General features: G+C 66.3%; 28 protein-coding genes. 22 read left to right on the forward strand and 6 right to left on the reverse strand.

Translation table 11 applies throughout. The features are described 5' to 3' along the window. Window positions 1–110: 110 nt before the first annotated feature. Window positions 111–575 (forward strand): nuclear transport factor 2 family protein, encoded by a 465-nt coding sequence (locus Q2100_RS05110; RefSeq protein WP_302913089.1) that lies wholly within the window; start codon window positions 111–113, stop codon window positions 573–575. A 22-nt stretch (window positions 576–597) separates the two neighbouring features. Here Q2100_RS05110 and Q2100_RS05115 read toward each other — a convergent pair whose 3' ends face one another. Beyond that, window positions 598–3,393 (reverse strand): helix-turn-helix transcriptional regulator, encoded by a 2,796-nt coding sequence (locus Q2100_RS05115; protein WP_302913090.1) that lies wholly within the window; start codon window positions 3,391–3,393, stop codon window positions 598–600. Window positions 3,394–3,626: 233 nt separating this feature from the next. Here Q2100_RS05115 and Q2100_RS05120 point away from each other — a divergent pair, with 233 nt between their 5' ends. The 7 genes from Q2100_RS05120 to Q2100_RS05150 all read left to right on the forward strand — a co-directional run bounded on the left by Q2100_RS05120 (window position 3,627) and on the right by Q2100_RS05150 (window position 9,082). Next, on the forward strand, window positions 3,627–4,151 hold the full coding sequence (locus Q2100_RS05120; protein ID WP_302913091.1) for a hemerythrin domain-containing protein: 525 nt from the start codon (window positions 3,627–3,629) through the stop codon (window positions 4,149–4,151). Window positions 4,152–4,327: 176 nt separating this feature from the next. Next, complete coding sequence (locus Q2100_RS05125) at window positions 4,328–5,215, forward strand: alpha/beta fold hydrolase (protein WP_302913092.1); 888 nt, start codon at window positions 4,328–4,330, stop codon at window positions 5,213–5,215. A 27-nt stretch (window positions 5,216–5,242) separates the two neighbouring features. Further along, window positions 5,243–6,172, forward strand: coding sequence for an SDR family NAD(P)-dependent oxidoreductase (locus Q2100_RS05130; RefSeq protein WP_328518108.1), 930 nt, complete (start codon window positions 5,243–5,245; stop codon window positions 6,170–6,172). Between the two features lie 147 nt (window positions 6,173–6,319). Further along, window positions 6,320–6,955 carry an HD domain-containing protein gene (locus Q2100_RS05135; protein ID WP_302913093.1) on the forward strand — a complete coding sequence of 212 codons (636 nt, stop codon included), beginning with the start codon at window positions 6,320–6,322 and terminating at the stop codon, window positions 6,953–6,955. A gap of 14 nt (window positions 6,956–6,969) precedes the next feature. Further along, on the forward strand, window positions 6,970–7,905 hold the full coding sequence (locus Q2100_RS05140) for an NADP-dependent oxidoreductase (protein ID WP_302913094.1): 936 nt from the start codon (window positions 6,970–6,972) through the stop codon (window positions 7,903–7,905). Next, entirely contained in the window at window positions 7,902–8,348 is a 447-nt protein-coding gene (locus Q2100_RS05145) for a cupin domain-containing protein (RefSeq protein WP_302913095.1), read from the forward strand. Before Q2100_RS05140 ends, Q2100_RS05145 begins: the two co-directional genes overlap by 4 nt. A gap of 47 nt (window positions 8,349–8,395) precedes the next feature. Then, window positions 8,396–9,082: an alpha/beta fold hydrolase gene (locus tag Q2100_RS05150; protein WP_302913096.1), complete on the forward strand. Its 687-nt coding sequence runs from the start codon at window positions 8,396–8,398 to the stop codon at window positions 9,080–9,082. Window positions 9,083–9,091: 9 nt separating this feature from the next. Here Q2100_RS05150 and Q2100_RS05155 read toward each other — a convergent pair whose 3' ends face one another. The 3 genes from Q2100_RS05155 to Q2100_RS05165 all read right to left on the reverse strand — a co-directional run bounded on the left by Q2100_RS05155 (window position 9,092) and on the right by Q2100_RS05165 (window position 11,573). Beyond that, on the reverse strand, window positions 9,092–10,024 hold the full coding sequence (locus Q2100_RS05155; protein WP_264014666.1) for a lysophospholipid acyltransferase family protein: 933 nt from the start codon (window positions 10,022–10,024) through the stop codon (window positions 9,092–9,094). 70 nt (window positions 10,025–10,094) lie between these two features. Beyond that, window positions 10,095–10,778: an ANTAR domain-containing protein gene (locus tag Q2100_RS05160; protein WP_302913097.1), complete on the reverse strand. Its 684-nt coding sequence runs from the start codon at window positions 10,776–10,778 to the stop codon at window positions 10,095–10,097. A gap of 93 nt (window positions 10,779–10,871) precedes the next feature. Further along, complete coding sequence (locus Q2100_RS05165; RefSeq protein WP_302913098.1) at window positions 10,872–11,573, reverse strand: stage II sporulation protein M; 702 nt, start codon at window positions 11,571–11,573, stop codon at window positions 10,872–10,874. A gap of 249 nt (window positions 11,574–11,822) precedes the next feature. On the opposite strand from Q2100_RS05165, the gene Q2100_RS05170 reads away from it, so the two are divergent. The 5 genes from Q2100_RS05170 to Q2100_RS05190 all read left to right on the forward strand — a co-directional run bounded on the left by Q2100_RS05170 (window position 11,823) and on the right by Q2100_RS05190 (window position 14,837). Beyond that, on the forward strand, window positions 11,823–12,389 hold the full coding sequence (locus Q2100_RS05170; RefSeq protein ID WP_302913099.1) for a TetR/AcrR family transcriptional regulator: 567 nt from the start codon (window positions 11,823–11,825) through the stop codon (window positions 12,387–12,389). A gap of 30 nt (window positions 12,390–12,419) precedes the next feature. Beyond that, window positions 12,420–12,695, forward strand: coding sequence for a hypothetical protein (locus Q2100_RS05175; protein ID WP_302913100.1), 276 nt, complete (start codon window positions 12,420–12,422; stop codon window positions 12,693–12,695). Window positions 12,696–12,786: 91 nt separating this feature from the next. Then, on the forward strand, window positions 12,787–13,731 hold the full coding sequence (locus Q2100_RS05180; protein ID WP_302913101.1) for a DUF5996 family protein: 945 nt from the start codon (window positions 12,787–12,789) through the stop codon (window positions 13,729–13,731). A gap of 152 nt (window positions 13,732–13,883) precedes the next feature. After that, window positions 13,884–14,297 (forward strand): nuclear transport factor 2 family protein, encoded by a 414-nt coding sequence (locus Q2100_RS05185; RefSeq protein WP_302913102.1) that lies wholly within the window; start codon window positions 13,884–13,886, stop codon window positions 14,295–14,297. A 48-nt stretch (window positions 14,298–14,345) separates the two neighbouring features. Beyond that, window positions 14,346–14,837: an ester cyclase gene (locus Q2100_RS05190; protein ID WP_302913103.1), complete on the forward strand. Its 492-nt coding sequence runs from the start codon at window positions 14,346–14,348 to the stop codon at window positions 14,835–14,837. Window positions 14,838–14,910: 73 nt separating this feature from the next. Here Q2100_RS05190 and Q2100_RS05195 read toward each other — a convergent pair whose 3' ends face one another. After that, the gene (locus Q2100_RS05195) at window positions 14,911–15,846 is read right to left on the reverse strand and encodes a MerR family transcriptional regulator (protein ID WP_302913104.1); all 936 of its coding nucleotides are present in this window, start codon (window positions 15,844–15,846) and stop codon (window positions 14,911–14,913) included. 63 nt (window positions 15,847–15,909) lie between these two features. Between Q2100_RS05195 and Q2100_RS05200 the strand changes: the two genes are divergently transcribed. Both Q2100_RS05200 and Q2100_RS05205 read left to right on the forward strand, forming a co-directional pair. Next, window positions 15,910–17,061 (forward strand): epoxide hydrolase family protein, encoded by a 1,152-nt coding sequence (locus tag Q2100_RS05200; protein ID WP_302913119.1) that lies wholly within the window; start codon window positions 15,910–15,912, stop codon window positions 17,059–17,061. 959 nt (window positions 17,062–18,020) lie between these two features. Then, window positions 18,021–18,590: an MmyB family transcriptional regulator gene (locus Q2100_RS05205; protein WP_302913105.1), complete on the forward strand. Its 570-nt coding sequence runs from the start codon at window positions 18,021–18,023 to the stop codon at window positions 18,588–18,590. 25 nt (window positions 18,591–18,615) lie between these two features. Here Q2100_RS05205 and Q2100_RS05210 read toward each other — a convergent pair whose 3' ends face one another. After that, entirely contained in the window at window positions 18,616–19,563 is a 948-nt protein-coding gene (locus Q2100_RS05210; protein ID WP_302913106.1) for a helix-turn-helix transcriptional regulator, read from the reverse strand. Between the two features lie 163 nt (window positions 19,564–19,726). On the opposite strand from Q2100_RS05210, the gene Q2100_RS05215 reads away from it, so the two are divergent. The 7 genes from Q2100_RS05215 to Q2100_RS05245 all read left to right on the forward strand — a co-directional run. Next, window positions 19,727–20,503 (forward strand): SDR family oxidoreductase, encoded by a 777-nt coding sequence (locus tag Q2100_RS05215; protein WP_302913107.1) that lies wholly within the window; start codon window positions 19,727–19,729, stop codon window positions 20,501–20,503. A gap of 56 nt (window positions 20,504–20,559) precedes the next feature. After that, window positions 20,560–20,910: a putative quinol monooxygenase gene (locus tag Q2100_RS05220; RefSeq protein WP_302913108.1), complete on the forward strand. Its 351-nt coding sequence runs from the start codon at window positions 20,560–20,562 to the stop codon at window positions 20,908–20,910. Window positions 20,911–20,927: 17 nt separating this feature from the next. Next, on the forward strand, window positions 20,928–21,797 hold the full coding sequence (locus Q2100_RS05225; protein ID WP_302913109.1) for an oxidoreductase: 870 nt from the start codon (window positions 20,928–20,930) through the stop codon (window positions 21,795–21,797). A gap of 5 nt (window positions 21,798–21,802) precedes the next feature. After that, window positions 21,803–22,099, forward strand: coding sequence for a putative quinol monooxygenase (locus Q2100_RS05230; protein ID WP_302913110.1), 297 nt, complete (start codon window positions 21,803–21,805; stop codon window positions 22,097–22,099). Between the two features lie 64 nt (window positions 22,100–22,163). Beyond that, the gene (locus tag Q2100_RS05235; protein WP_302913111.1) at window positions 22,164–22,712 is read left to right on the forward strand and encodes an NAD(P)-binding domain-containing protein; all 549 of its coding nucleotides are present in this window, start codon (window positions 22,164–22,166) and stop codon (window positions 22,710–22,712) included. Then, window positions 22,713–23,708 (forward strand): NADP-dependent oxidoreductase, encoded by a 996-nt coding sequence (locus Q2100_RS05240; protein ID WP_302913112.1) that lies wholly within the window; start codon window positions 22,713–22,715, stop codon window positions 23,706–23,708. A 293-nt stretch (window positions 23,709–24,001) separates the two neighbouring features. Beyond that, window positions 24,002–26,079: ATP-binding protein (locus Q2100_RS05245; RefSeq protein WP_302913113.1), on the forward strand; the 2,078-nt coding region annotated here is incomplete at its 3' end.

The raw sequence follows: 26,079 nt of genomic DNA on the forward strand, positions 1-26,079 counted from the left end.
CTGCGCGCCGATGCCCTCGGCAGCGTCTGGGGTCGGCACACGTATCGCGTCCGTGTGGAGGGTTGCCCGCCGTGGGTGCTGCGTGAATTCGGATGTGAAACCCTGAGCCGATGAGACCCCCACTACCTCCGTTCGACCGTGAGAGCGCCGTCCAGAAGGTGCGCAGTGCTGAAAACGGTTGGAACACACGAAATCCTCACCTGGTCGCCGAGGCATACTCGGCAGAGAGCCGGTGGCGCAACCGTTCGACCTTCCTGCGCGGTCGTGAGCAGATCGTCGAATTCTTGACGTCGAAGTGGGCCGCGGAACTCGAATACCGTCTAATCAAGGAACTCTGGGCGTACGACGGCGACCGGATCGCGGTCAGGTTCGCCTACGAATACCACGACGCGACGGGTCAATGGTTCCGCGCCTACGGCAATGAGAACTGGGAGTTCGACCTCGACGGCCTGATGAGGACGCGGCACGCGAGCATCAACGATCTGCCGATCACCAACGATGACCGCAAATTCCACTGGCCGCTTCTCGGCCCTCGACCGGAAGGCCACCCCGGCCTCAGCGATCTGGGCCTCTGACCCGTCACATCAGGCCCTGACCTCATAGCCGGCCGGGACGCCCGTCCCCGGAGAGGATGGACGCCAGTTGGCGGCGGGACGTCACGCCCAGTTTCCGGAAGACCTTGCTGAGGTGGTACTCGACGGTGGACGTCGTGACGAACAGTCGGCTGGCGATCTCCGCGTTGGTTGCGCCGGTACTTGCCTGGCGTGCCACCTGAGCCTCCTGAGGTGTGAGACCGAACGGATCGTGCGCTCGTGGCGCGTCGGCCGTGGCCTGGCCGGCGGCTCGCCGCTCCGCACCCGTGCGGCCGGCGAACGCGGTGGCACCCATCGCGGTGAACATGTCGTACGCCGTCCGCAGCTGTACCTCCGCGTCGCGGCGACGTTTCCTGCGACGCAGCCACTCGCCGTAGAGCAGATGCGCCCGCGCGAGTTCGGTGCGCACCGCGGTGCCCGTCAGCTGTTCGATGGCCTCGAGGTAGAACATCTCAGCGTCAGCGTCGCCGGCCATCAACGCCCTCGATCGCGCCAGGACACCCAGAGCCCACGGGGTGGCCGAGGCGGTGGCGCGTTCGGTCAGCCGCGCCAGCGCTGCCTCAGCGGCGGCTCGGTCTCCGCCGCGCACGCCGGCCTCCACGACCTCGGGCAGCACCCGGTTGCCGAATCCTGGCGGATCGTCGTGAAATATCTGCAAGGCCCATCCAAGCGCCTCCGGGTACCGGCCCAGTCCGAGTTCCAAGATGGTCAGTCCCATCAACGCGAAGATCTCCAGGACTGCCGCGCCCTTCTGACGTCCCCAATCCGCGGTCGACGATGCCACCGCGCGGCTCTCGCTCTCTCGGCCCTGCCAGGCGCGCACCTCCAGGAGCACCCCGGTCGTCGCGGGGGGCGGCACACCGATCAACGCCGATATCTCGGCGGCCTCGCCATAGCTGTTCTCGGCATCCTTCATTTCTCCTGCCCACACCTGGCACGTCGAGAGTCCGGCCAGAGTGATCCGCATCGCTCCCAAGGCGCCTGCGCGGCGCTCCATTTCTTGGGCGCGTTCGAACATCGCCCGACGGCCTTGCTCGTCCCACACGTCGTCGGCGGCGAACCATCCCAGAATGGTCGACGGGATGTCGACGTGCGCGACCGTCTCGTCGGTGAACATCATCGCCACCGCAGCCCGCAGCAACGGGACGGCATCGGCGTAACCTCTGGCGATTCGAGTGGCGAAACCATCGAGGAGTAAGTCGTTGCCGCTCGGGGGTCTTCGCGGGTCGCGGCCGGCGCCCAGCACCCTGCGTGCCACCTCGTCGAGAGTGGTGCCGACGGTGTACTGGCGGGCGACGATCGCGGCTTGCATGGCATCGAACAGGATCTGCCGAATCTGTGACACGTCGGCCGGTTCCACCCTCGTCGCCGCGTCCAACAACACGGCGGGGGCGTCCCTGTGACGGGAGAAGAACACCGAGATCGCTGCGCGCAGCCGTAGCACCGCGACGTCTCTGCCTGCGTCATCGAGCCCAGGAATCGCCAGGTCCAGCAAGGCCTCGGCGAGCCGGCCGTCGCCGGCCGCCAGGTAGGCCTGCGCGGCAGCCAGGTAGCGCAGTGCAGCGCCTCGGGCGTCGGGTGACAGCTCAGCGGCGCGCGTCAAGAACGCGGCCTGCATGGTGTAACCACCCCGGCGCTGCGCCCGCTCCGCCGAGGCCTGCAAATCAGCGGCTATCGCCTCGTCGGGAGTCGTCACGGCGGCCGCCCGGTGCCACGCCGCCTGGTCGTCATCACCGTCACGATGAGCCACCGTGGCCAGCGCGTTGTGCACGTGCTGACGCTCCTCGGGTGTCGCACCGTCATACACCGCCGACCGGATGAGCGGGTGACGGAACGCGATGCGCGGCTCAAGGGACATGATTCCCTGCTGCACAGCATGATTCGCTGCCGCTGCGGCCACCCCCAGCAGCGCGCCGGCTCGCCACACCGTCGATGGCTTCTCGTCGGCGCAGGCCGCGGCGACGAGCAGAAGGGTGCGTGCCTCCGGTGACAGCGTGGCGACCTGCGCCAGGAAGTGCACATCCACCCGCCGACCGACCGGCAGGCGGCGCGGTAGAGGGAACCGCCCGGCCAGCTGTTCGGCGGTGAGTTCCCCGAGCAGCTCGAGCATCGCCAGCGGGTTGCCGCCGGTCTCGTCGATCACACGCGCCGACACTCGTGGATCGAGCGGTCCGGACACCGCCTCATCGAGGATGGCGTGCGACGACGCCGGATCCAGTGCCTCGATCCGCCGGGTCGGCATTCCGTCCAGCGGCGTCAGGTCTCCGGCATGCTCACGGGCGCTGAACACCATCGCGATGGGGTCGGCGTACAGGCGCCGCGCGATGAATCCCAGGACATTCAGCGATTCCTGGTCCAGCCACTGGGCGTCGTCGATCAGGCAGACCACCGGGTGTTCGGCGGCGACGTCGGACAGCAGCGCCAATGCGGCCAGGCTCACCAGGAAACGGCTCGGCGGCGGGCCGCCGGTGAGGCCGAACGTCACCTCCAGCGCATTGCGGTGCGGGCCGGTCAGCCGGTCCAGACGATCGAGATAGGGCAGCACGAGCCGATGGAGGGCGGCGAAGCCCAGCCGCAGCTCCGATTGCGCTCCGACGATCCACAGGATCGACACGTCGGTCGCTGCGTCCGCCATGTACTGCAACAACCGGGTCTTACCGACGCCGGGTTCGCCGATGAACACCAGCGAGCCGCTGAAGCCGTCCAGAACGTCGGTCGCGATCTTGTCGAGCATCGCGCACTCGGCGGCACGCCCGACGAGGCTCGGACGGGTGGCGGGGACATTCGACTCATCGCTCAATATGCTTCACGCCTGCCATCTCCCCTGTCCAGACCTCGCCGCGACGGCGATATTGTCGAACCGGCCGCGAGGCCGCTGCCGGCTACTCGGGCCGCCACGACGCTGAACCCAAGCTAGCCGAATCTTGATGGCGCCACTTCGGCATGACTTCGTGTTCGGACGGGCCCTGCCCGGGTACCCCCTTCGTCATCGCGGGGTGGCCGCGGGACGGGCCGGAGCAATCGGAGTGACAGATGGCAGACATCATCGAGCTCGTGTACGCCGATCACGACTGGCTGCGCCGACAGTTCTTCCGCCTCGACGACGCACGGTCCGACGAGGAGCTTGCCGCGATCTGGGACGTCCTCAGTGCTCGCCTCGATGTCCACGCCGAAGCGGAGGAGACGGTGTTCTACCCGGCGCTGCTGAAGCAGGGTGGTCGCGACGACCCCGGGAATCCGGAGGGCGATCCGCAGGAGGAGACCGAGGACGCCATCACCGACCACAACGCGATCCGCGATGCGGTGCGTTCGTCACGCGAGCACCGGCCGGGCAGCGAGGAATGGTTCGCGGCGGTGTTCAAGGCGCGCACCGAGAACGGTGAGCACCTCGACGAAGAGGAACGCGAGGCCATGCCCGACTTCATCAAGAGCGCCTCCCTGGAACTGCGGCACCAACTCGGCATGGAGTGGATGCGGTTCTATGCCGAGCACGAAGCCGTCAAAGGCATCGACGAGCGCAACAAGGATGCCGACGAGTACATCGAACGGCATTCCTGACAGCCCGAACGTCGTGCCACCTCGGGCGCACGCTCCGCATCACTGGGGTTCATCCTGGATTCGCACCGGCATGGTTCCGTGGTCGGCTCCGGTGGGTCGGCAGCGCCGACGCACACCATGCCCACTGCCCTGCCGACCGTGAGCACGCGACGGCAGCTTCCGAACAGGTGATGTCCTTGACTGCTTTTGCCACCCGGTACCACACGGCGACGATCGAGGGACTCGAGGTGTTCTACCGCGAGGCCGGCGATCCGGCCAACCCGACATTGGTTCTGCTGCACGGCTTTCCGTCCAGCTCGCACATGTTCCGCAACCTGATCGACTCCCTGGCCGATTCGTACCACCTGGTGGCACCCGATCACGTCGGGTTCGGCCGCTCGGCGATGCCGACAACGACCCAGTTCACGTACAGCTTCGACCGGCTCACCGAGATCACCGAAGGCTTGATCACTCATCTCGGCCTTGACCGGTTCGCGCTCTACATCCACGACTACGGCGCCCCGATCGGCCTTCGGATCGCCAGCCGGCGCCCCGAACGGATCACCGCGCTGATCACCCAGAGCGGCAACGCCTACCTGGAGGGCTTCACCCCGTTCTGGGACATCCTGTTCGCTCACGCGAAGGACCGCGCCGCCAACGAAGACGGCGTGCGGGAGAAGTTCACTCCCGAAACCACGTACTGGCAATACACCCACGGCGTACCCGTCGACCGTCTCGATCGGATCGCGCCCGAGACCTGGCAGCTCGACCAGCTCGGGCTGGACCGCAAGGACAACGACGCCATCCAGTTGCAGCTGTTCTGGGACTACCAGTTCAACCTTGACGGCTATCCCGCGTTCCAGGAGTACTTCCGCACCCACCAGCCCCCGCTGCTGGTCACCTGGGGCAAGAACGACGAAATCTTCGGAGCCGCCGGCGCGGAGGCGTTCCGTCGCGACTTCCCCAACGGCGAATTCCACCTCCTCGACGCCGGTCACTTCGCGCTGGAAACCCACGGCGAGGAGATCAGCGGGTACATCCGCGACTTCATGCCGCGAGCATTGGCCACCGGGCCGGCGAACTGAGACAGCCCTGGCATCGAAGGACGTGACGTGTTGCAGCCGGTGATGACGCCGTTCGGCTTCGAGTCGACGAGCGATGACGTGATACGGGGCGTCGACCTCAGCGGCAAGCGGGCCGTCGTCACGGGCGCGACCAGCGGCCTGGGCGTGGAGACCGCACGCGCGTTGGCCGCGGCCGGCGCCGAGGTCGTGCTCGGGGTCCGCCGACTCGACGCGGGCCGGAAGGTCGCCGAAGAATTACGAGGTACCACAGGCAACGACGCCATCGAGGCGGCGCCACTCGACCTCTCCGATCTCGCGTCGGTCGCGTCGTTCGCGCAGGCATGGAACGGTCCGCTGCACATCCTGGTGAACAACGCCGGCGTGATGGCCCTGCCCGAGCTGAAGCGCAGTGCGCTGGGCTGTGAGATGCAGTTCGCGAGCAACTTCCTCGGCCACTTCGCGCTCGTCGTGGCGTTGCGGGGTCCTCTCGCCTCGGCAGGCGGGGCGCGTGTGGTGTCGGTCAGCTCCACCGGCCATCTGTTCTCACCCGTGGTGTTCGACGACCTGCACTACCGTTTTCGACCCTACGATCCGATGACCGCCTACGGACAGTCGAAGACGGCGACCGTACTGCTGGCGGTCGAGGTGACGGCTCGGTGGGCGAGTGACGGAATCATCGCCAATGCACTGAATCCGGGCGCGATCGCCACGGGCCTGCAGAAGCACACCGGCGGGTTGCGCACTCCCGAGGAGTTCCGGAAGACCGTCCAGCAGGGCGCGTCGACATCGGTGTTGTTGGCGGCGTCGCCGCTCGTCGACGGGATCGGCGGACGGTACTTCGAGAACAACAACGAAGCCGAGGTGGTCGCCGAACGCGCCGAGGATCTCGGCCGTGCAGGCGGCGTCGCGAACTACGCGCTCGACGGCGACAACGCGGCACGTCTGTGGCGTGAGGCAACCGCGCTCACGCAGCTCTGACATCGACGGCATCACCCCAGCGACTCGCCGCGGGCAGAACGCTTCTTCGGCGTCCGCAATTGAGGGATTCCTGGCAGGAAAGCACCGGCGCGCAGCGCACGGTGAGACCAGCATGGAATCAAGCAGAGACGGCGAAAGGAAGAGGTCATGTCAGGCAACATCGCTGGTGTCGAGGTGCCCGAGACCGCCGCGGTCGCCGAGGCGACTCTTTTCGTCAAGGCGACGACCAGTCCGCTCATCTATCACCACTCCCTCCGGGTGTATTACTTCGGCCAGCTCCACGCTCTCCGGCTGGGCATGACACCGGATCCCGAACTCCTCTACTTGGCCGCCGTGTTCCACGACACCGGTCTCATGACGCCCTTCTCCGATGCGGAACAGCGTTTCGAGGTCGATGGAGCCGACCACGGGCGTGCGTTCATGCTCGAACGCGGATTCTCCACTGCGGCCGCCGAAACCGTGTGGACGGCCATCGCGCTGCACACGACACCGGGCATCCCGGGACGGATGGGGCCAGAGATCGCCACCCACCTCGGTGTGCTGACCGACGTGAGCGGCGTCGGCCTCGACGGGCTGAACACAGACCAGGTGGCCGACATCATCGCCGTTCATCCCCGGGGCGACTTCAAGAACGAGTTCCTGAGTGCCTATTTCGACGGGCTGAAGCATCGACCGGCGACGACCAACGGAACGGTGAACTCCGACGTGCTGGAGCACTTCATCCCCGGTTTCCGGCGCACGACCAGTGTCGAACGCATCCTCGGCTCGCCGTGGCCGAGCTGACTGGAAGAGGCGACATGCAAGCCATCACGACACGAGACCGGGACGCCGGAGTCGGCGGGCTCACCCTGACCGACCTGCCCTATCCGCACGTGGCGGAGAACGACGTCGTCGTGCGCGTACACGCCGCCGGCTTCACGCCCGGAGAGCTCGAGTGGCCCAGCACCTGGACCGACCGGGCGGGCCGTGACCGCACGCCCAGCGTTCCCGGGCACGAACTGTCCGGAGTCGTCGTCGAGCTGGGCTATGGCACCACCGGCCTGACCGTCGGCCAACGGGTCTTCGGCCTCACCGACTGGGCTCGCAACGGCACGCTCGCCGAATACGCGGCAGTCGAGGCTCGCAACCTCGCCCCCCTCGCTGCCGACATCGACCACACCGTGGCCGCAGCTCTGCCGATCTCGGGTCTCACTGCTTACCAAGGCCTTTTCGTCCATGCCGGCCTCACCGCCGGGCAGACCGTTGTGGTGCACGGGGCCGGCGGTGCCGTGGGCTCGATCGCCGTTCAGCTCGCGCGCGAGGTGGGTGCTCGGGTGATCGGCACCGGACGGACCGACGACCGCGATGTGGTGCTCGGCCGCGGTGCACACGCCTTCCTTGACTTGGGCACCGAACCCCTGGAAAGCATCGGCCCCGTCGACGTGGTGTTCGACGTCATCGGCGGCGATGTCCTGGCGAAGTCGGCGGCACTGATCCGTCCCGGCGGCACGCTGGTGACCGTCGCGGCGCCACCGACGGTGCAGCCCAGGGAAGGACGCGCCGTGTTCTTCGTGGTCGAACCCGATCGTGCGCAGCTGGCGGACCTGGCCCAGCGCTTGCGGACGGGGCGGCTCGAGATCGCGATCGGCGCCGTGTATCCCCTCGAGAAGACGGCCGAAGCGTTCGCCCACCGTCGACGCACGCACGGTCGAACGATCATCAAGATGGCAACCGACGGAGAGGAACGTCCATGAGGACAAGGCATTTCGCGCACACCCTGCTGGCCGCGGCGGTCGCTGCCGTCATCGCCGGCTGCGGGACGTCGGCGGAGCCGCAGGCCGACGCTCCTCCGGCGTACCCGTCGGAGACCCTGACTCCACTCTTCGAACAGCCGCTTCCCGGTGACGCGGGCAAGACCTTCACTTCGGCGATCGTGACCTTCCCGCCGGCCGCCCGCGCGGTGCCCCACCGACACGGCGACGCTTTCGTCTACGCCTACGTGCTCGAGGGGTCGGTGAGCAGCCGGCTCGAGGGCGGGCCCGCGCAGGTGTACCACGCGGGAGCGAACTGGTCCGAGCAGCCGGGCGCCCACCACCTGGCCACCGAGAACACGAGCACGACGGAACCGGCGAAACTGCTCGTCGTCTTCATCGCCAAGACCGGGCAGCCACTCAAGGTCGACGATCCGCACGGTTGAGCGGCCGACCCCTCGAGAAGGATTGACGCTCGCAACAGGAGGTCGCCATGGTCATCGGCTCAGCACTGACGAACATAGTTCTCGTGCATGGGGCTTTCGTCGACGGATCCACCTGGCGGCCGGTGTACGAGCTCCTCACACAAGAGGGATTCCACGTCGCCGTGGTTCAGAATCCCACTCTGTCACTGGACGGTGACGCTGCCGCGACGCGACACATCATCGACGCGCAGAGCGGACCGGTTCTGCTGGTGGGACATTCGTACGGCGGAGCGGTCATCACTGCGGCGGGTACTCACCCGAAGGTTGCCGCCCTCGCCTATATCGCTGCGTTTGCACCAGACGTGGGCGAGTCGGTGAGGACTCTCAACGGCGACCCGGACGCGCCAGGTTCACCGCTGGTGTCAGCTCCGGGCGGCTTTCTGTTTCAGGACCGGTCAGGGTTTCACAAGGCTTTCGGCGCTGACCTACCCGCCGCTGACGCCGCGTTCCTGGCCGACGCACAGGTCCCATTCGCCTTGGCAGCCATGGAAAAACCGATAACCAGCCCTGCATGGCGAAGCAGGCGCAGCTCATTCCTGATCGCCACTCGCGACCAGATGATCGCGCCGTCAGCCCAGCGCGCCATGGCGCAGCGGGCCGGTGCCACCACCGTCGACGTCGTCGCCAGCCACGCCGTCTACATGTCACAGCCGGCGCAGACGGCAGCGATGATCCGTCAGGCCTGCGTCCTCTGATCCGGCCGGTCAGCCGAACAGCGGCAGGGCCCGCTTGCGTGCCAGCGCCGACATGCCGCGCTGAATGCTGTCCTCCACCTCGTGGTACTTCTGCTCGACGTAGTCGTCATCCTCGGCGCGGGCAGGATCGTGATCGACCTCCACGGCGGGCATCAACCGGGTGCGGATCTTCGCCGGCAGCGGCAGCTGAGGCAGGGCCGCGGGCGCGATACCCCATGGCAACGACACCGCCACCGGAAACACCTTGAGGCGCAACAGTTTGTCCAGCCGTAGCGCCCGCGACAGCCCATCGCCGCGAATCAGCACCGGCATGGCATCGGCCCCGCCGACCGTCGCGATCGGCACGATCGGCACTCCTGCCTTGATCGCCATCCGGACGAACCCGGCCCGGCCCGCCAGATTCGCGACGTCACGCTCGGTCCACGGCCGCAGCGAATCCACCTCGCCGCCGGGCCACACCGCCACGTCGCGACCCTCGGCCAGTGCGGTGGCCATCGAGTCGGGCGCGGCGGGCAGCACCCCCATGGCGCGGAAGTACCGGCCGATCACCGGTATCGCCATCAGTGCGTCGTGGGCAGTTCCGTGCAGTGGTCGCTCCTGACCGAAGCGGCGCCACCACTGGACCCCGACGGTCCAGGCATCCCAGACGAACGGGGCGCCCGAGTGGATGCCCACGAGCAGCACCGGCGGGTCGGGCAGGTTCTCCCAGCCGTCGAACTCCATCCGGAACCAGTGATCCACAAGGAAGTTCCACAGGTACTTCTGGCGCTGCATGGTGGCCTCGTCCTGGCCGCCCAGATCCCACTGACCGGCGCGCTCGCTGAGCCAGCCGCTGATTCCTCCGTCGTCGCCGCTGCGCCGCTCGGCCATCTTGCGGCGGGCATGTTCAGCATGCTGCTGGGCCTGTTCACGGATGGCGGCGGGGCGGGAGTCGTCGATCATGCCGACTGGGTACCCGCAACGTGGTCGTCGTCACAAGCTGCAGCTGTGAGATGACTGTGCGTCGGTGCCGTCATTCGCGAGAGTCGATGACCTGCTGCGCGATGTCGGCGAGCTTCACATTGCTCTCCTGGGAGAGCCGGCGCATCATCTCGAAGGCCGCCACGTCGTCGAGCTTGTAACGCTCCATGATGATGCCCTTGGCCTGACCGATCCGGTCCCGGGTCGACAGCGCGGACCGCAGCTGTTCGCTCTGCCGGTTGGCGAGAATCGCGGCGGCCGCGTGGGCGGCGAGGATGGTCCCGATCGTCTCCGCCTCGGTGGTCCAGGCGTGTGGACGGAAGCTGAACAGGTTCAGAGCGCCGGCGGTGCGGTCGGCGGTGTACAGCTTGAAAGACAGGCCGCTGAGGATGCCGAGGTTAACGCACGCCGGTGCGTACTGCGGCCACCGTGTCTCGTTGCGGAAGTCATCGGTGCGCACGATGACGTCGTCGAGTGCGGCCTGCACGCAGGGACCCTCGTCGAACGTCATCTGCAGCTCGTGAAGTTTGTCCGCGAACTCGCTGTCTGCCGGCAGTGTCTCGAAGGTGTGCCCTTTGCCGATGAGCAGCGTCGCTGCGACATCGACATCGGGAATCAGCTCAATGGCCGCGCCGGCGACTCCCGCAAGCACTGCCTCGATCCCGCTCGGGCCTGCCAGCGCGCGTGCCAGCTCGGCCATCCGTCCTGCCAGGTCGGGGTTCGAGGAAGGCATCATTGCTGGCAGTCTCCTCTACATTGCGGCGTTCAGGTGGTGAATGGCCCGCTGCGCCTGTTGGAGCACCGCACCTGATCGGGCGGCAACTCTGGCTCACAACAACCACTGAGCCAGCGGGTGTACGAAGTATCGCAGCGAGAACGCCTCGTATACCGCGCCGACGATGAGCAGGATGGCGGCAGGTAGAGACAACCAACCGAGTCGTTGCAGACCTTCGACGTAGCCTTCCCGACGATTCTGGGCGCCAACGGCTCCCGGACGGATCCAGCACTTGCCGAGCAGGTACACGCCGAGCAAGACGAGAATGTATGCCTGAAACTCGATCACCACCGTCACTGAGTGGGGAATGAGAGCCACCCAGCCGATGTCGCTCGCGGGCACGAGGGTCACCCCCGTCGAGGCGGCCCAGTACGCGAACAGTGCGATGCCGGCGAACGGCACGATCATCGACGGCAGAACGATCGTCAGCACGCACATCTTCACCGTGTTCACCGCGAGAATCACCAGTGCGAACAGCCAGGGATTGGCGATGAGCGATTGCACCAACTCGGCTGTGCCGTCATCCTCCAATCGCGTCTGCTGTGCCTCACTGAGCGCAGGGAACAGGAGCCCGGCGCCGAAGCCGGCCAAGAACAGTCCGTACATGCAGCCATTCATCGCGAGATAGGCGCGGGTGTTCTCGCGGATGATGCGCAACGGCTGCCAGCCAGACAGCCGGCGTGTCGTATCGGGGCGCCCTTTCGAAGTACGTGCGCCTGCCGCGCGTACAGCGTTGATGCGCTTGAGCGATGCCATTCCGGTCCTTCCGGGCGAGTCGGGCGCGGGCCGAAGCGCACCGCCGACGACGGCTGAGCGGACCCGACCGGTTGCGCGGTCCGGTCGCCCTCTGAGCTCTCCTCCAGGCGTTGCGAACCAACAGGTTTCGCTACCAAGGGAATCTGCACGCCCCTCAGGCCTCGGGTCGTAACAGTACGGTCCGGTCCGTTTCGCGTCAATACGGTCCGTTGCGTATTGAAACTACCGATATCTCGCTAGGGTTTCGACATGCCCGCGAACCGCAACGAAAACTCTCGTCGCGCCATCCTCGAGGCGTCCATCGCGATGATCGCCGAACTGGGGTACGACAACATCTCGATCGAGGCGATCGCCAGGCGGGCGTGTGTGAGCAAGCAGACGATCTACCGGTGGTGGCCCTCCAAGGGTGCGGTGGTCCTCGAAGCTGCGACTCAGAGTCTTGACCCGGTGGTCGCGTTCCCCGACACCGGGGATCTCGTCGCCGATCTAAGGACACAGCTGACTGGGATCGTGGAGGTGATCGCGACCACCGGGTTCGGACCGGCATACCGCGGCCTGATCGCCGCCGGCCAGTCCGACCCCGATCTGCTGCAGGCACTCTTCGACCAGATCATCGAACCCAACGTCACGGCGTTCAGCGCACGAATCGCCCTGGCCCAGGAGCGCGGCGAGATACGAGCCGACACCGACGTGGAAACCCTGCGCGAAGTGCTCTACGGCGTCATCGAGTACCGGCTGTTTCACGCGATGCCGATCGAGCCCAGCCACATCGACGCCCTGTTGAAGATCGCCTTCTATGGTGTTCGCCTGCGGTAGTGCGCAGTTGAGTCTCCACGCTGCCGAGCTGTGCCCGTCGATCCTCCTGATTTCACTGACCAACGGTCCCGCATTGACGCAAACCGGACCGGACCGTATTGTTATTTTCCTGGCCGTTTGAAACAGGAGGGCGCTCTCGTTGCATTGAATGGCATGTCTCTCAACGCTTTACGTCTAAACGAGGAGCTGCTCATCGACCGCCAGCCGTTCGCCGCGGTGCCGGCGTCTGATGCCCTGAACGCCAGCATCGACTTCGTGACGAGAACGGTGAAGCGCAGCATTGCCGCCGGACTTCGTGTTCGGTGAAGTCGACAGCCCATACGCCGACGCCGCGTTGGCCGGACTCTGGCGATGCCGGGGGCACCTGTTCGGTTTCACAACATAGAGGGAGGTTCGAATGACAGATGTCCGATCGGGTGAGGGCTGGCCGGCACTACGCGTCGACGACTGGGAACCGACGCGCCGATCGCTGCACATGTGGACCCAGATCGTGGGCAAGGTGCGGCTGGCCCACGCGCCGCTGCTCAACCATTGGTGGCAGGTGCCGCTGTACGTGTCACCACGAGGGCTGACGACGTCGGCGATCCCGGTGGGCACCGACTCCTTCGACATGGAGTTCGACTTCGTCGACCATGTGCTCGCGGTGCGGGTGAGTGACGGCGGTGCCGCCACCATCGATCTGCGCGACACTTCGGTAGCGCGGTTCCACCAAGCGGTGCTGGACACCCTCGGCAGTCTGGGCATCGAGGCGGACATCTCGAACGCGCCCAACGAAGTGGATCCCGCTGTCCCGTTCGCCGAGGACACGCACGCCGGCTACGACCCGGCCGCTGCCAACGCATTCTGGCGGCAGCTGGTGCAGGCCGACAGGGTGATCGGCCGGTTCCGTGCCCGGTTCATCGGCAAGGTCAGTCCGGTGCACTTCTTCTGGGGTTCCTTCGACCTGGCGTGCACCCGGTTCTCCGGAGGCCTGGCTCCCCGGCATCCCGGAGGCGCGCCGAACTGCGGCGACTGGGTGATGGAGGAGGGGTACTCGCACGAGCTGAGTAGTTGCGGATTCTGGCCCGGCGGCGCGGCCGAAGGGGCGTTCTACTCCTACGCCTATCCCGAACCGGCGGGGTTTGCCGATGTCGCAGACAGTCCCGCCGGTGTCTTCTACGACGCCGGCCTGCGGCAGTACCTGTTGCCGTACGAGGTCGCACGCCAAGCGAAGGACCCCGACGGGGCGGTGATGGACTTCCTCGAGTTCACCTATGGCGCGGCCGCCGATTTGATGGGTTGGGACCGCAGCGCCCTCGAAACCGACCCGAACCGCTGGACACACAAAGCCCGGCCTTCGTGACGGCCTGAGCGGGGGTCGATCCTCACTAGCCACGTACTGTGCCATGGAAGCCGTCGAACGATCACCCAACCGGTCGTGGTGTGATGCCGCCAGGCAGTAGTTGGCAGTAGATTGCAGTGACATCGAACGGGTAATTCCAGCAGGCTCACGGCATGGACACCTGCCCGCCAGGACATTCCTTCGTCACGAGATTCGCCGACTTCTGGGACGCGCCGTCCCCAGCGCGACTGCCCGAACTGCTGCACCCGGATATCGTGCTTCGCCAACCGCTGGCACGTTCAACGGTCGGGATCACCCAGGCCCAGCGCCAATTCGAGCGCTTCTGCCGCTGCCTACCCGGTCTGCACGCGCGCATCGATCACTGGGTCGCCGACGCTGATGACCTCTTCATCGAATTCACTCTGCACGCCGACTTCGGCAGGGACACCCTCACCTGGCCGACCGTGAACCGGCTCGTCCTTCGTGATGGGAAGGCCATCGAGCGCGTGACCTACTTCGACCCGCTCGTCGTGCTTCCGACGTTGCTGCGACACCCCTCGGTGTGGTGGCAGTGGCTCATCCGCTGAGAACGTTCATCGCTCGGGACGCGTACCGCCAACTGAACGGAGAAGACCATGCAAGACGATCTCGTCACAGCAGAGTCGGTTCACGACCTGGTCGGCCGCTACGCCGAAGCGAAATGTCGCCAGGACACCGAGGCGGCACTGCGGCTGTGCACCCATGACTTTCTTCTCCACACCGAAGCGGTGCACGACACCACGGTGGGGCAACGCGACGTCGGGCGCCTCCTCGACACCTTCTTCGGCATCTTCCCCGACTACCACGTCACCCTCGAGGACAACGTTCTCAATGGCTACGGCTACACATGCTGGGGAACGTTGCGCATGACCATGCACGGGCGTATGGGCCCCTGGCCTGCAACTCACCGCACCGCGACCCTGCCGTTCGTCTGCGTATTCACGATCAGGGACGGGCTGATCGCAAGCGAGCATTTCTTCTTCGACCGCTACGCCATGTGCGATGCCCTGGGCCTTCCCTCGGCGAGGTTCGAGCGCCTCTCCCGGATCGTGGCCCGCCTACCGCAGCGGCTGCGGTCCGCCATCTGACCCGAGAACACGGGCGCAGGTGGCGCGGTGTGGATGCACCACGGCGGCCTCACCGAAGGGGCGGGGCGGGTCATCACTGCATCCGGCTGCCGGCGTAGGCCAACATGGCTTCACGCAGGTACTCCGCCAGGCGGGGGTCCTGGGCGTTGTAGTACGAGCGCAGTTCTGACGGCTGCCGCAGGCCCTCGGCCTGTTCGACGTAGCTGGCCTTGTCCGGACTCCACAGCTTGCGCTGCAAGGCCAGGTCGTCGTCGAGGACCGCGAAGGTCTCCGCGTCGTCGGCGGCCACACCGGCGCGCAGCAGGGCCACCATTCGCCGCGCGAGCGCGTGGCCTTCGGCGTTGAATTGATCCCAGTCCCGCTTGGCCCATTCGGCGGTGTTGCGTTTGATTTCGGTGATCTCCGGTTGTTCTGTGCGGCCTGTGCTTTCGATACGGCGGGCTTCCAGATCGTCGAGGTGTTCGGGGCTCATCTCGAAACCCTCGAACATGTGCTCTGCGGGCATGTCTGTTCCTTCCTCCAGGTGTTCGATGGTGGCGGCCACAGTGGCTGCGAGACGGTCCAACCGGCCTCGCTCGTCGAGAAGCCGGCGGTGATGCCGGCGCAGCGCCTCGATCGGATCGTGCTGGGCGTCGACCACTTGTCCGATCGTCGTCAGATTCAGCCCCAGGTCGCGAAGCAACAGAATCTGCTGCAGCCGCAGCAACTGCTCCCGCTCGTAGTATCGGTAACCGTTGGAACCGACTCGAGCCGGCCGTAACAGCCCGATCTCGTCGTAGTAGCGCAACGTCCGGGCAGTCACACCCGAAACCCGAGCCGCCTGCTGAATCGACCAACTCACCGACCTCAACCCCTCTCGATGGCCAACACCCACGCTAGAAGTTGCCGCAACGAGAAGGTCAAGACCCGACAATCGGGTGGCGGGCCAAGGCGCCACCAAACCACGCGGCCGGCCGCACCGCCTCAGGTGAGAAAGGCGAGGATCTCGTGGTCGCGGAATGCCCGGCATGGGTATGACCGCGACGCGGCACAAGTGCGCTGAAACGGAAAGGACTACCAGACGATGCCCAAGATCCAACCGTTCACCGTCGACGTACCGGAGGCGGCACTGGCAGACCTCCGCGACCGGCTGCGCCGCACTCGATGGCCCGATCGCGAGACCGTTGACGACTGGTCGCAAGGTGTCCCGCTTGCGGTCATGCAACAGCTGTGCGCGTACTGGCGCGACGACTACAACTGGCGGCGTTGCGAAGCTCGGCTGAACTCGCACCCGCAGTTCATCACTCGCATCGACGGTCTCGATATCCACTTCCTGCATGTGCGTTCGCCGAACGCCGACGCCACCCCGTTGCTGTTGACACACGGCTGGCCGGGGTCAGTCGTGGAGTTCCTCGACGTGATTGAACCCCTCGTAGATCCCACCTCGCACGGCGGTCGCGTCAACGACGCATTCCACCTCGTCATCCCGTCAGTGCCCGGCTACGGCTTCAGTGCGCACCCGACAGCAACAGGCTGGGGCATCGAGCGCATCGCGGCCGCCTGGGCCGAACTCATGCGTCGGCTCGGGTATGACCGCTACGGCGCGGCGGGCGGCGACTGGGGAACCAGTATCAGCACCGTGCTGGCCAAGCAGTCGCGCGACGCAGTTCTTGGGATCCATCTGACCCCTCCGCTGGTGGCGCCCGACTGGGTCAACCGCGAAAACTGGACCGCTCACGAGCACGCATCGGCCGAACTGCTCGAAGCAGCAACCAGATCCGGCGCAGGCTACACGGCCCAGCACTCCACTCGACCTCAGACGCTCGGCTACGCCCTGCTCGACTCGCCTGCCGGGCAATGCGCTTGGATCTTCGAGAAGTTCGTTGAATGGAGCGACCACGACGGCGACGTCTTCTCGGTGCTGAGCCCCGACCAGATACTGGACAACATCACCCTGTACTGGCTCACCAGGACCGGCGCCTCGTCCACCCGGCTCTACTGGGAAAGCATTGCGACCGTGAACGAATGGTTCACCAGCGCCACAACAGACACAGTCGACGTCCCTACGGGGGCATCGGTGTTCAAAGACACGCCGCGGCCCTCGCGACGGTGGGCCGAGCAGCGCTTCACCGACATCCGCTACTGGAGCGAGCCGGAACGGGGCGGCCACTTCGCTGCATTCGAACAACCGGCCCTGTTCGTCGACGAGCTGCGCGCCTCCTTCGCGGCAATCGCGGGGTCGTGACGCGGTGGTCACAACCCTCCTCTGGCTAACAGGGAATTGGCAGGCCGGTGAACATATCCCGGCCGCACTCGACGCGGACCGAACCCGCCGGTGGATTCGGACCGTCCCATAGATTGCTGTGTTCGAGGCGGAAGGTGCCGTCCAACGATCTGTATGGCACATTGCCCATCCCGGGGGCGACGCGGTACCACGTGTGGCACACATTCATGTCCCAGGCGCCGGGACTGATACCCGGTCCGGGAGGAGAAGCCAACGAAGTTCCCGGGCACCACGTGTGCGCGCCGGGTGGGTTGGCCGCAGCGGTGCCCGTGGCCAGGCTCAAGCCGACCGCCGCGAGACCGACCGACGTCAGCGCCCCGGCGAGCATCCGTTTGGTGTGCATGTTTCTATCCCTTCGTTTGACGCAACGTCGATTGCGGCGTCCCGGGAAGTACACCCGGGCAGTAATGCGTACCGATCCCAAGAAAGTGGATCGTGGCGCCCCAGTCACGGCGACTGTCGTCGCGATCCGCGAGAGTCGGTGCATGGCCGGTGCCTTTCGTTGTTCCGCACGGTCGACGTGCGCATCTGGCAATCACCGCGTAGTGCATTGTGGTCGGCCGACCGGCGCCGGCGCATGAGGCATTCACCTCAAATTGGCCCAGTGGCCCGCGCGGAGGAACGTCGTCAAGAAACGATGCTGCGGTTCGGGGAGGCAGTACCCGTCCGAGATAGCGACCGGCCCGACGTTCTGAATGGGGCTGCGCTCCTGATTCAAGCGCCGACGGTCATCCAGGCTCGGGCCTGGGTGGGTGCAACACAGCCAGGTTGAGATGTGCCCGCGAAGGCATCGTGGATGGCATGGCAATGATCTCCCGGCGCGGCCACCGCCCAGTTCTGCGGCGCTCGGGCTGTGCAGTGCCACCGCCGTGGGTCTTGGTGCGCTGCGCGCCGAGGCCCTCATTCTCGGAGTTGGGCCGATGGACCCTGCGAAGCTGACCCGTGCTGGGCCCTCCGCGTCTGGTCAACGGGCCTGCGCGCACTCGCTCGCCGCACTGGTGACCCGTCTGCCGAACACGCCCGCAATCGTGGTCAACGACATCGGTGATGTACTCGGCATCAACGATTTGGCGTGTGAGTTGTTCTCCGAGTTCGCCATTCGCGACAACGTGGTACGGATGACGTTCCTCGATCCGGCAGCACGGTGGTGCGTGGACGCCTGGCGTGATCACGCCCGCGACGCACTCGGGACACTGCGCCGGGCGTACGAGCGAGCACCGTCCAACACCGAAACAAGCAGTCTGGTCTGTGAGTTGCTCCGGCTCAGCGAACCTTTCCGGACGATGTGGATGCAGCAGGACCGGATGGCGAGCAATCGGGCAACGCGGGTTTTCCCGCACCGGGAGGTGGGCACGCTGGTGGTCGATGAAGTGGTGCTGGGCAGCGCCGCCGAACCCGGCACGATGGTGTTGGTCTACGTCCCGGCACCGGGATCAGTCAGCGACGAGTCGCTCCGGATCCTCGGAAGCTTGCGTGCCTCCGTTCGCTGATCGCCCGACCTGACCCCGACCTGCGTCAGGAGGCCACCTCGGCACCGGAGAGGTGCGCGCTGCCGGGACGGGACCGATCTCTGAGGGACAACAGCCGCGCCTCGCTGATGCTGCCGGGTTCCGGTTGATACACGACAAGCTGCTGACCGGGCGCGCTCATCACCTGGAAAGCGTGGAAGTTGATCAAGATCTCGCCGGCCTGCTCATGCCTGAGCAGCTTCGTCTCCTGTGTCTTGGGGCTGATGTCGTACTTCTGCCAGAGCCGGTCGAACTCGTCGTCAGCGCGAAGCTCGGCGACGAGGGCGTCGCGCTCCCGCGCGCTGTGGTGCTGGTGCATGGTCGCTCGCAGAGACCCCACAGAGGACTCGGCAGCGCGCGTCCAGTCGACGAAGAAGCGTTTGCCTGCCGGGTCGAGAAAGACGTTGCGAACCAGGTTCGTGTGGTCGGCGAATGAGCTGCAGAGCGCCGTCGCGAGCGGATTGAGCTGGGTGAAATTCAGCAGCGGGTCCAAGATGAAGGCCGCTGCGCCGTCCCACGCATCGAGCATGTGGTTCAGCGTCGGATCCACCGACGCCGTCGACGGAATCACCTGCGGGGCGAGTCCGGCAAGCAACCGCAGATGGTCGCTCTGGTGCTGGTTCAACTTGAGGGCGGCCGCCAGGGCCTCGACGACCTGTTCGGACGGATGCTTTTCGCGGCCCTGCTCGAGCCGGACGTAGTAGTCGGTGCTGAGCCCGGCCAGCTCGGCGACCTCCTCGCGACGAAGCCCCGGGACACGGCGACCTGTCAGCGTGGCGAAAGGATAGGTGTCGGCCGCCGCGGCATTGCGGCGAGCCCGCAGGAACGCCCCCAGGGTGTCATCAGCCATTTCCACAGGATACTGACGGTCCTGTCGCGCCGCGCGGCCGACGATCGGGGCGCGCTCGAGGTGGGTGTCACGGGCGGCAGCACCACCGTCGGCGGTGTTCAGCACGCCGACGAGGCCGTCTTCAGAACCCGTCCCAGCGCGGCGCAGGGTAGGAGTCTCCCACCCTGTTTCCGTTCCCAGGACTGACCAATAGTGGTTTGCGGGAGTACGGACTCCCACGACAACAGAACCGACGCAACGGTTCTCTTCGCACACTGAAGGAGCAGACATGAACACCCTCATCGCAGGAACTCCGCTGGCCGGCCGTGTTGCGGTCGTCACAGGGGCATCGAGCGGCATCGGTGAGGCCACCGCCGAGCGGTTCGCCGAGCTCGGGGCCAAGGTCGCGCTCGTCGCGCGCCGCAAGGATCGTCTCGACGAGATCACCGAGCGAATCACCGCGAAGGGAGGGGTCGCGCTGGCCGTGCCCACCGATGTCACCGACCGGGCCGCCGTCCACGCTGCGGCCGAGCAGATCGCTGCCGAACTGGGCGCGGTCGACCTCGTGTTCGCCAACGCCGGGGTTCAGCTCATCTCCGAGATCGGGGATCTCAAGGTGCAGGACTGGGACGCCCAGATCGACCTGAACATCAAGGGCGTCATGAACACCATCGAGGGCTTCGTCGGTTCGCTCGAGGCGGCGGGCGGTGAGGGCCGGCCGGCCGACCTCATCACGACCTCGTCGATCGCGGCGACCAGGGTTCTCGAGAAATTCCAGGTGTATTCCGGCACGAAGGCTTTCATCAGCCACATCACTCGGCTGCTGCGGACCGAACTCGGTCGCAAGAACGTGCGGGTCGCCACGGTCGAGCCGGGCATGGTCGACACCGAACTTCCTGACCACGTGACCGATCCGGACGCGTCCAAGTTGATGGCCGACTTGATCGAGCAGATCGACGTCCTGCAGTCCGCTGATGTCGCGGAGACCGTGGCGTTCGTCGCCGCGCTGCCCAAGCACGTCAACCTCACCGAGATCACCATTCTGCCGACCGCGCAGATCATCTGACCGAATGATCCGCAGCTGAGCCGAAATCCTCACCCGAACCGATGAACGAGGTTCACATGGCGATCAATCAACCCGACGTGGTTTCACCGGCAGCTTCGCCGGACGCGAAGGGCCAGACAAACGTGGCATTCGCCGTCGCCAAGCCGGCTATGGCGGGGCGTCTCGGCGACGAGCTGTTGAAGCTGGTTGCGCCCACCCGCGCCGAACCTGGCTGCCAGCGGTATGAGATCCATCAGTCAGCCCACGACCCGCATGTCTGGATGATCCTCGAAACATGGGGCGCGAGGGCCGACTTCGACACTCACATGCAGCAGTCGTACGTACGCGACTTCCTGGCTCAGGTACCCAGCCTGTGTGTCCGTGATGTCGAGATCGGCGAATACCACGCAGCTTCCGCCACCCACTGAACAGACAGGAGGAACTCATGACCACACAACCATCACAAGTCTGGATGGTCACAGGATGCTCGACCGGCTTCGGCCGCAGTCTTGCCGAGCACCTGCTGGACCATGGACAGAAGGTCGTCGCCACGGCACGCGACGTAGCCAGTGTGGCCGACCTCGCCGACCGCGGGGATGCCTTGATACTGCCGCTCGACGTCGTGAACCGTGAACAGTGCACTGAGGTGGTCGAGGCCGCGGTGCGGCATTTCGGCGCCATCGACGTACTGGTCAACAACGCCGGCATCGGCTACTTCGGCGCCATCGAGGAAACCGACGACAAGATCGCCCGGCTCCTCTTCGACGTCAACTTCTTCGGTACCGCCAATACCATCAACGCGGTCTTGCCGGTCATGCGGACCCAGCGCAGCGGCACGATCATCAACCTCACGTCGATCGGCGGACTCAGCGGATTCGCCGCCGTGGGCTACTACTCGGCCAGCAAGTTCGCCGTGGAAGGCCTTTCCGAGTCGTTGCGGATCGAGGTGGCCCCCCTGGGGCTCAACGTCATGGTGGTGGAGCCCAGCGGTTTCCGAACCAACTGGGCGGCGTCCTCCAACGAGGTGGAGAACCCGATCGACGACTACGACCAGACGGCCGGGCAAGCCCGGCGGGCCTATCACCAGTCTGTCGGCAATCAGGCGGGGGACCCGGCGCGGGCTGCGGCGGCCATCTTCACAGCCGCCACCAGCGCCCAGCCACCGCGGCGATTGCTCCTGGGCAACGAGGCGGTCGATGTCGCTCTGGCCAAAGCAGCGACGCTGCAGGCCGAAATCGCTGCCTGGGAGCATGTTTCGCGCGCAGCCGATTTTCCCGACGAAGACAACACCGACGAACAGGACGACCAACGATGACAACGGTGACCAACATCGCATTCATCAAGGCCAAGAGCGGGCTCGGCGACGAACTCGGCCGTCGACTCACGGATCTGGTGGAGCCGTCCCGGGAGGAGGCGGGCTGCATCAATTACGACCTACACCGGTCCGAGACAGATCCCGACCTCTGGTGCGTGTACGAGAACTGTTGCACGGCAGAGGACTTGGCCCAGCACTTCGACCTCCCACACATGCAGACGTTCGCAGCAGAGGTGCCGCGCCTCGTCGAAGGTGATCTCGACCTGCGACGGTTCCGCATGGTGTCGAGTCCGGCATGGTGATGATTCGGGCTGACATCGAGTCAGCGCTCAGCGGCTGCAGGATCTCGAGTAGAGAGGAGTTTCGATGAAGGTGACGGTGATCGGTCGTGGCAATGTGGGCAGCGGACTCGGCCGGCTGTGGAGCAGCCGGGGCCATCAGGTGAGCCTGCTCGGGCGCGACGGCGGTGACGCGTCAACGGCGGACGTGATCGTCGTGGCCGTCGCGGCCACCCACATCCGGGACGCACTCGATGCCGTCGTCGGGCTGGCAGGCCAACCGACCATCGACGCCTGCAACATCTACACAGGTCGCCATGACAACAGTCGATCCCTGTCGCACCAGATCCAGTCCATCATCGGTGGCCCCACCGCCAAGGCGTTCTCCACCAACTTCGCCAGCATCTATACGCAGGTCGGCGATCAGCGAGTCCCACCCAGCAATCTCTACGCCACCGACGACGACGCTCGGCAGTACGCCGAGCAGCTCAGCATCGACGCCGGCTTCGCGCCGCTGTACATCGGTCCGCTGGACCCGGGCGCTCGGCTGTTGGAGGATGGCGCCGGACTGACCCGGGCTCTGGCCGCGCAGCTGGGGCCGTTCTTCTACCGCTACGCACCACCCGGGGAGTTCTGAATGAGAGCAGTCAGGTTCACTCGATACGGTGGCCCCGAGGTGCTCGACGTCGCCGAGGTCCCGAGCCCCGCGCCCGCCGCCGGCGAAGTGCTGGTCGCGGTCGTCGCGGCGGCGACCAACCCCGGCGAGATCGGTATCCGAGAGGGACGGTACGCCGCCATGTGGCCAGCGCACTTTCCGGAGGGGCAGGGAAACGACTTCGCCGGGTACGTCGTCGAAACTGGTGAGGCGACATCGGGTTTCCAGGTCGGTGACGAGGTGATCGGATTCGCGCCGCGCCGAGCACAAGCCGAGTATGTGGCACTCGGCGCACAACGCCTCGCGCCCAAACCGGCGGGTCTGCCATGGGAGGTCGCGGCCACCGTCGCGGGTGCCGGCGCCACCGCATGGGCGTCGGTGGCCGCGGTCGACCCCCAAGCCGGCGAGACCATCGTGGTGTCGGCCGCAGCCGGTGGCGTCGGCATCTATGCGGCACAGCTGGCCCGGCTTCGCGGTGCCGATGTGATCGGGACCTGTGGCGCAGCCAATTTCGAGCGATTGGCCGCGTTAGGTATCCGCCCCGTGCACTACGGACCGGATCTGGCACGCCGGCTACGCGACCTCGCACCCGGCGGCATCGACGGCTTCATCGACACCTTCGGCGGCGGCAACGTCGCCACGGCGATCGATCTAGGCGTGCTGCCGCAGCGCATCAACACTTTGATCGACCACGAAGCCGTACGCCGTTTCGGAGTTCACTCCGAAGCTCAGGAGCAGGCCGACACCCCAGAGGTTTGGTCCGCATTGGCTGCACTGATCGCGCGCGGAGAGATCAGTGTGCCGATCGCCGATGTGTACCGGTTCACCACCGACCACGTTCGGCAGGCCTACCATGACGTCGGAACTCGGCGCGTGACGGGCAAACGCGTCCTGCGTATCGCTCCGTCGCCTGAACCCGTAGCACCGCTTGGTGACCCCGTGCAACACGAGGTCCCTCAAGGACCGGGAGCGGTGTAGGTTCCCATTCTTCTTGTCATATGCCGACTCGTCCCGCGACGTCGAGCTGAGCCGACGCCCTGACGTTGCTCTGCCACCCACCGACACTCCACCACGAGGTTCACGCGGTCGCGGCGGCCTGCCGCCCACTCGACAGCAACGGAGGGCATCCAGACATGACCGCACGTGCGCTTGGCGTGCCTGCGTTGCAAGCGTGGACGGACGCTTGCTGAGCTAAGCTCTCGACCGCACTCGGACCTGACATCGGCTTGCCGTCGCCCGCGGCAAGCCGCTTGCGCACCGCCAGGAGGACCGTGGCTCCAAGGGATCGACTGTTCGAGCGCGATACGGCGTTTGCGCGATTGAACCAACGGCTGCGGGCGGCGACACGTGGCGACGGCCGAGTGGTGTTGCTGAGCGGAGAGGCTGGGGTCGGTAAGACCACGGTGATCGCACGGTTCGTCGCCGGAGTCGGCCACCAGGCGCGTGTGCTCCGGGGATGGTGCGATCCCCTTGCGGCGCCGCGACCACTGGGCCCGTTGATCGACATGCTCGCGAGAACGCCGGGTGACCAGACCGCCGCGCTGCGCGCATCCGTCGACGCGGGTGACCTCGAAGCGATCTACGCTGGACTGGTCGACATGTTCGACGACAAGACCGCATGGGTCTGCGTCGTCGAAGATGCGCACTGGGCCGACGGAGCGACGCTTGATCTTCTGCGCTTCCTGTCCCGCCGTATCGACTCGCTGCCGCTACTGCTCCTGGTGTCGTACCGCGATGACGAGATCGGCAATGAACACCCCCTTGCGCTGCTGCTGGGTGATCTGGCCACTTCTGCCGCGGTGACACGCATCGGCCTCCAACCGCTCAGCGAGACGGCAGTAGCCGAGTTGGCCGTTGGCAGCGGCGTCAATGCCGACCAGCTGCACCGGCTCACCGGCGGAAATCCCTTCTACGTCACCGAGGTATTGGCCGCAGGCTCCGACGCGCTGCGCGACGGCGGATTGCCGAATAGCGTGTCCGACGCGGTCCGTGGGCGGCTGGGTCGGCTGTCCAGCGATGGACGCGAGACCGCTTATGCGACCGCCGTATGCGGCCCGCGGTCCAGCTTGCCGCTGCTACACAACGTATGTGCTGCCGCCGGTGCAGGACTCGCGGAATGCCTCGACGCCGGCGTCCTCGTCGCAGACGCCGACACCGTCGGATTCCGCCACGAGTTGGCCCGCCGCGCGGCGCTTGACCAGATCCCCGCCTACCAACGTCGGGTGTTGCACAAGCGAGCATTAGCAGCTCTTGCCGAACTACCCATCGCCCCGGACAGCCTGTCGGCGTTGGCGTTCCACGCTCATGAAGCTGGTGACACCGACGCTGTGATTCGCCACGGGCCTCCAGCCGCCGAGCAGGCTCTGCATCTTGCCGCGAACCGGGAAGCCGCGGCGTTGTACGCGTTGACACTGCGTCATGCCGACACCGCCGCCGCCGAACAGAAGGTGGACTGGCTCGAGAAACATGCCCTCAGCTGTTGGTTGAGCGGACACGCGGACGGGGCGGTGTCGTCATGGCGGGAGGCGATCGCGGTGCGTCACGAGTTGGGCGACCGGCTCGGCGAAGGCCACGATCTGTGCTTGCTGTCCCAGCAGTTATATGCGCTGGGCGGCACACGAGAGGCCACCGACGCCTGCGCGGCTTCGCTGCGGCTGCTGGAAGACGTCGGACCATGCCCGCAGCTGGCCTGGTCACTGGCCACGATGGCCATGATGACGGCATTCGGTTTCGACCGCGCCTGCGATGAGTACGCCAGCCGCGCAATCAGCTTGGGCACCCAATTCGGTGATCCCGCCGTGGTGGTGCGGGCCCGCTTCTCCGCCGCGCTGGCCACCGTACTGAGCACCGACACCGGCTGGGATGAGGTGGAGGCGGCCTGGCGCGACGCAATGGTCACCGAGGGACTGTCCGAGCAGTCCGGCCTGAACGGGTCACTCATGTCCTGGTACGCGGCCGTCAAACACGACCTCGACCGCGCCGACGGCTACATCGCCGAGACCTCCGCGTTCTGCGCCGATCATGAACTTGGAATGTTCGAAGCGATCACCACCGGCGCTGCCGCCCTCGTGGCGTTGCACCGTGGCGACTGGACGACCTCTTTGACGTGCGCCGAGGACGTGCTCACCCGCCCGGGCCTGGGCACACCACAGCGAATCCTGCCGCTGATCAGCGCGGCGTTGATCCACGCACGCCGAGGCGAGCAGCCCGTGGCCGCGCTGCTCGACGAGGCACTGCGCGCGGCCGACCCCGATGACCTGGCTCGGCTCGGCGTGGTCTGGGCTGCTCGGGCCGAAGCGGCATGGCTCGCGGGCGACGACGGAGCCGCTCGCGCCGAAGCCCAGGCCGG

Source organism: Mycolicibacterium arseniciresistens, assembly GCF_030519285.1.
Lineage (GTDB): Bacteria > Actinomycetota > Actinomycetes > Mycobacteriales > Mycobacteriaceae > Mycobacterium > Mycobacterium arseniciresistens.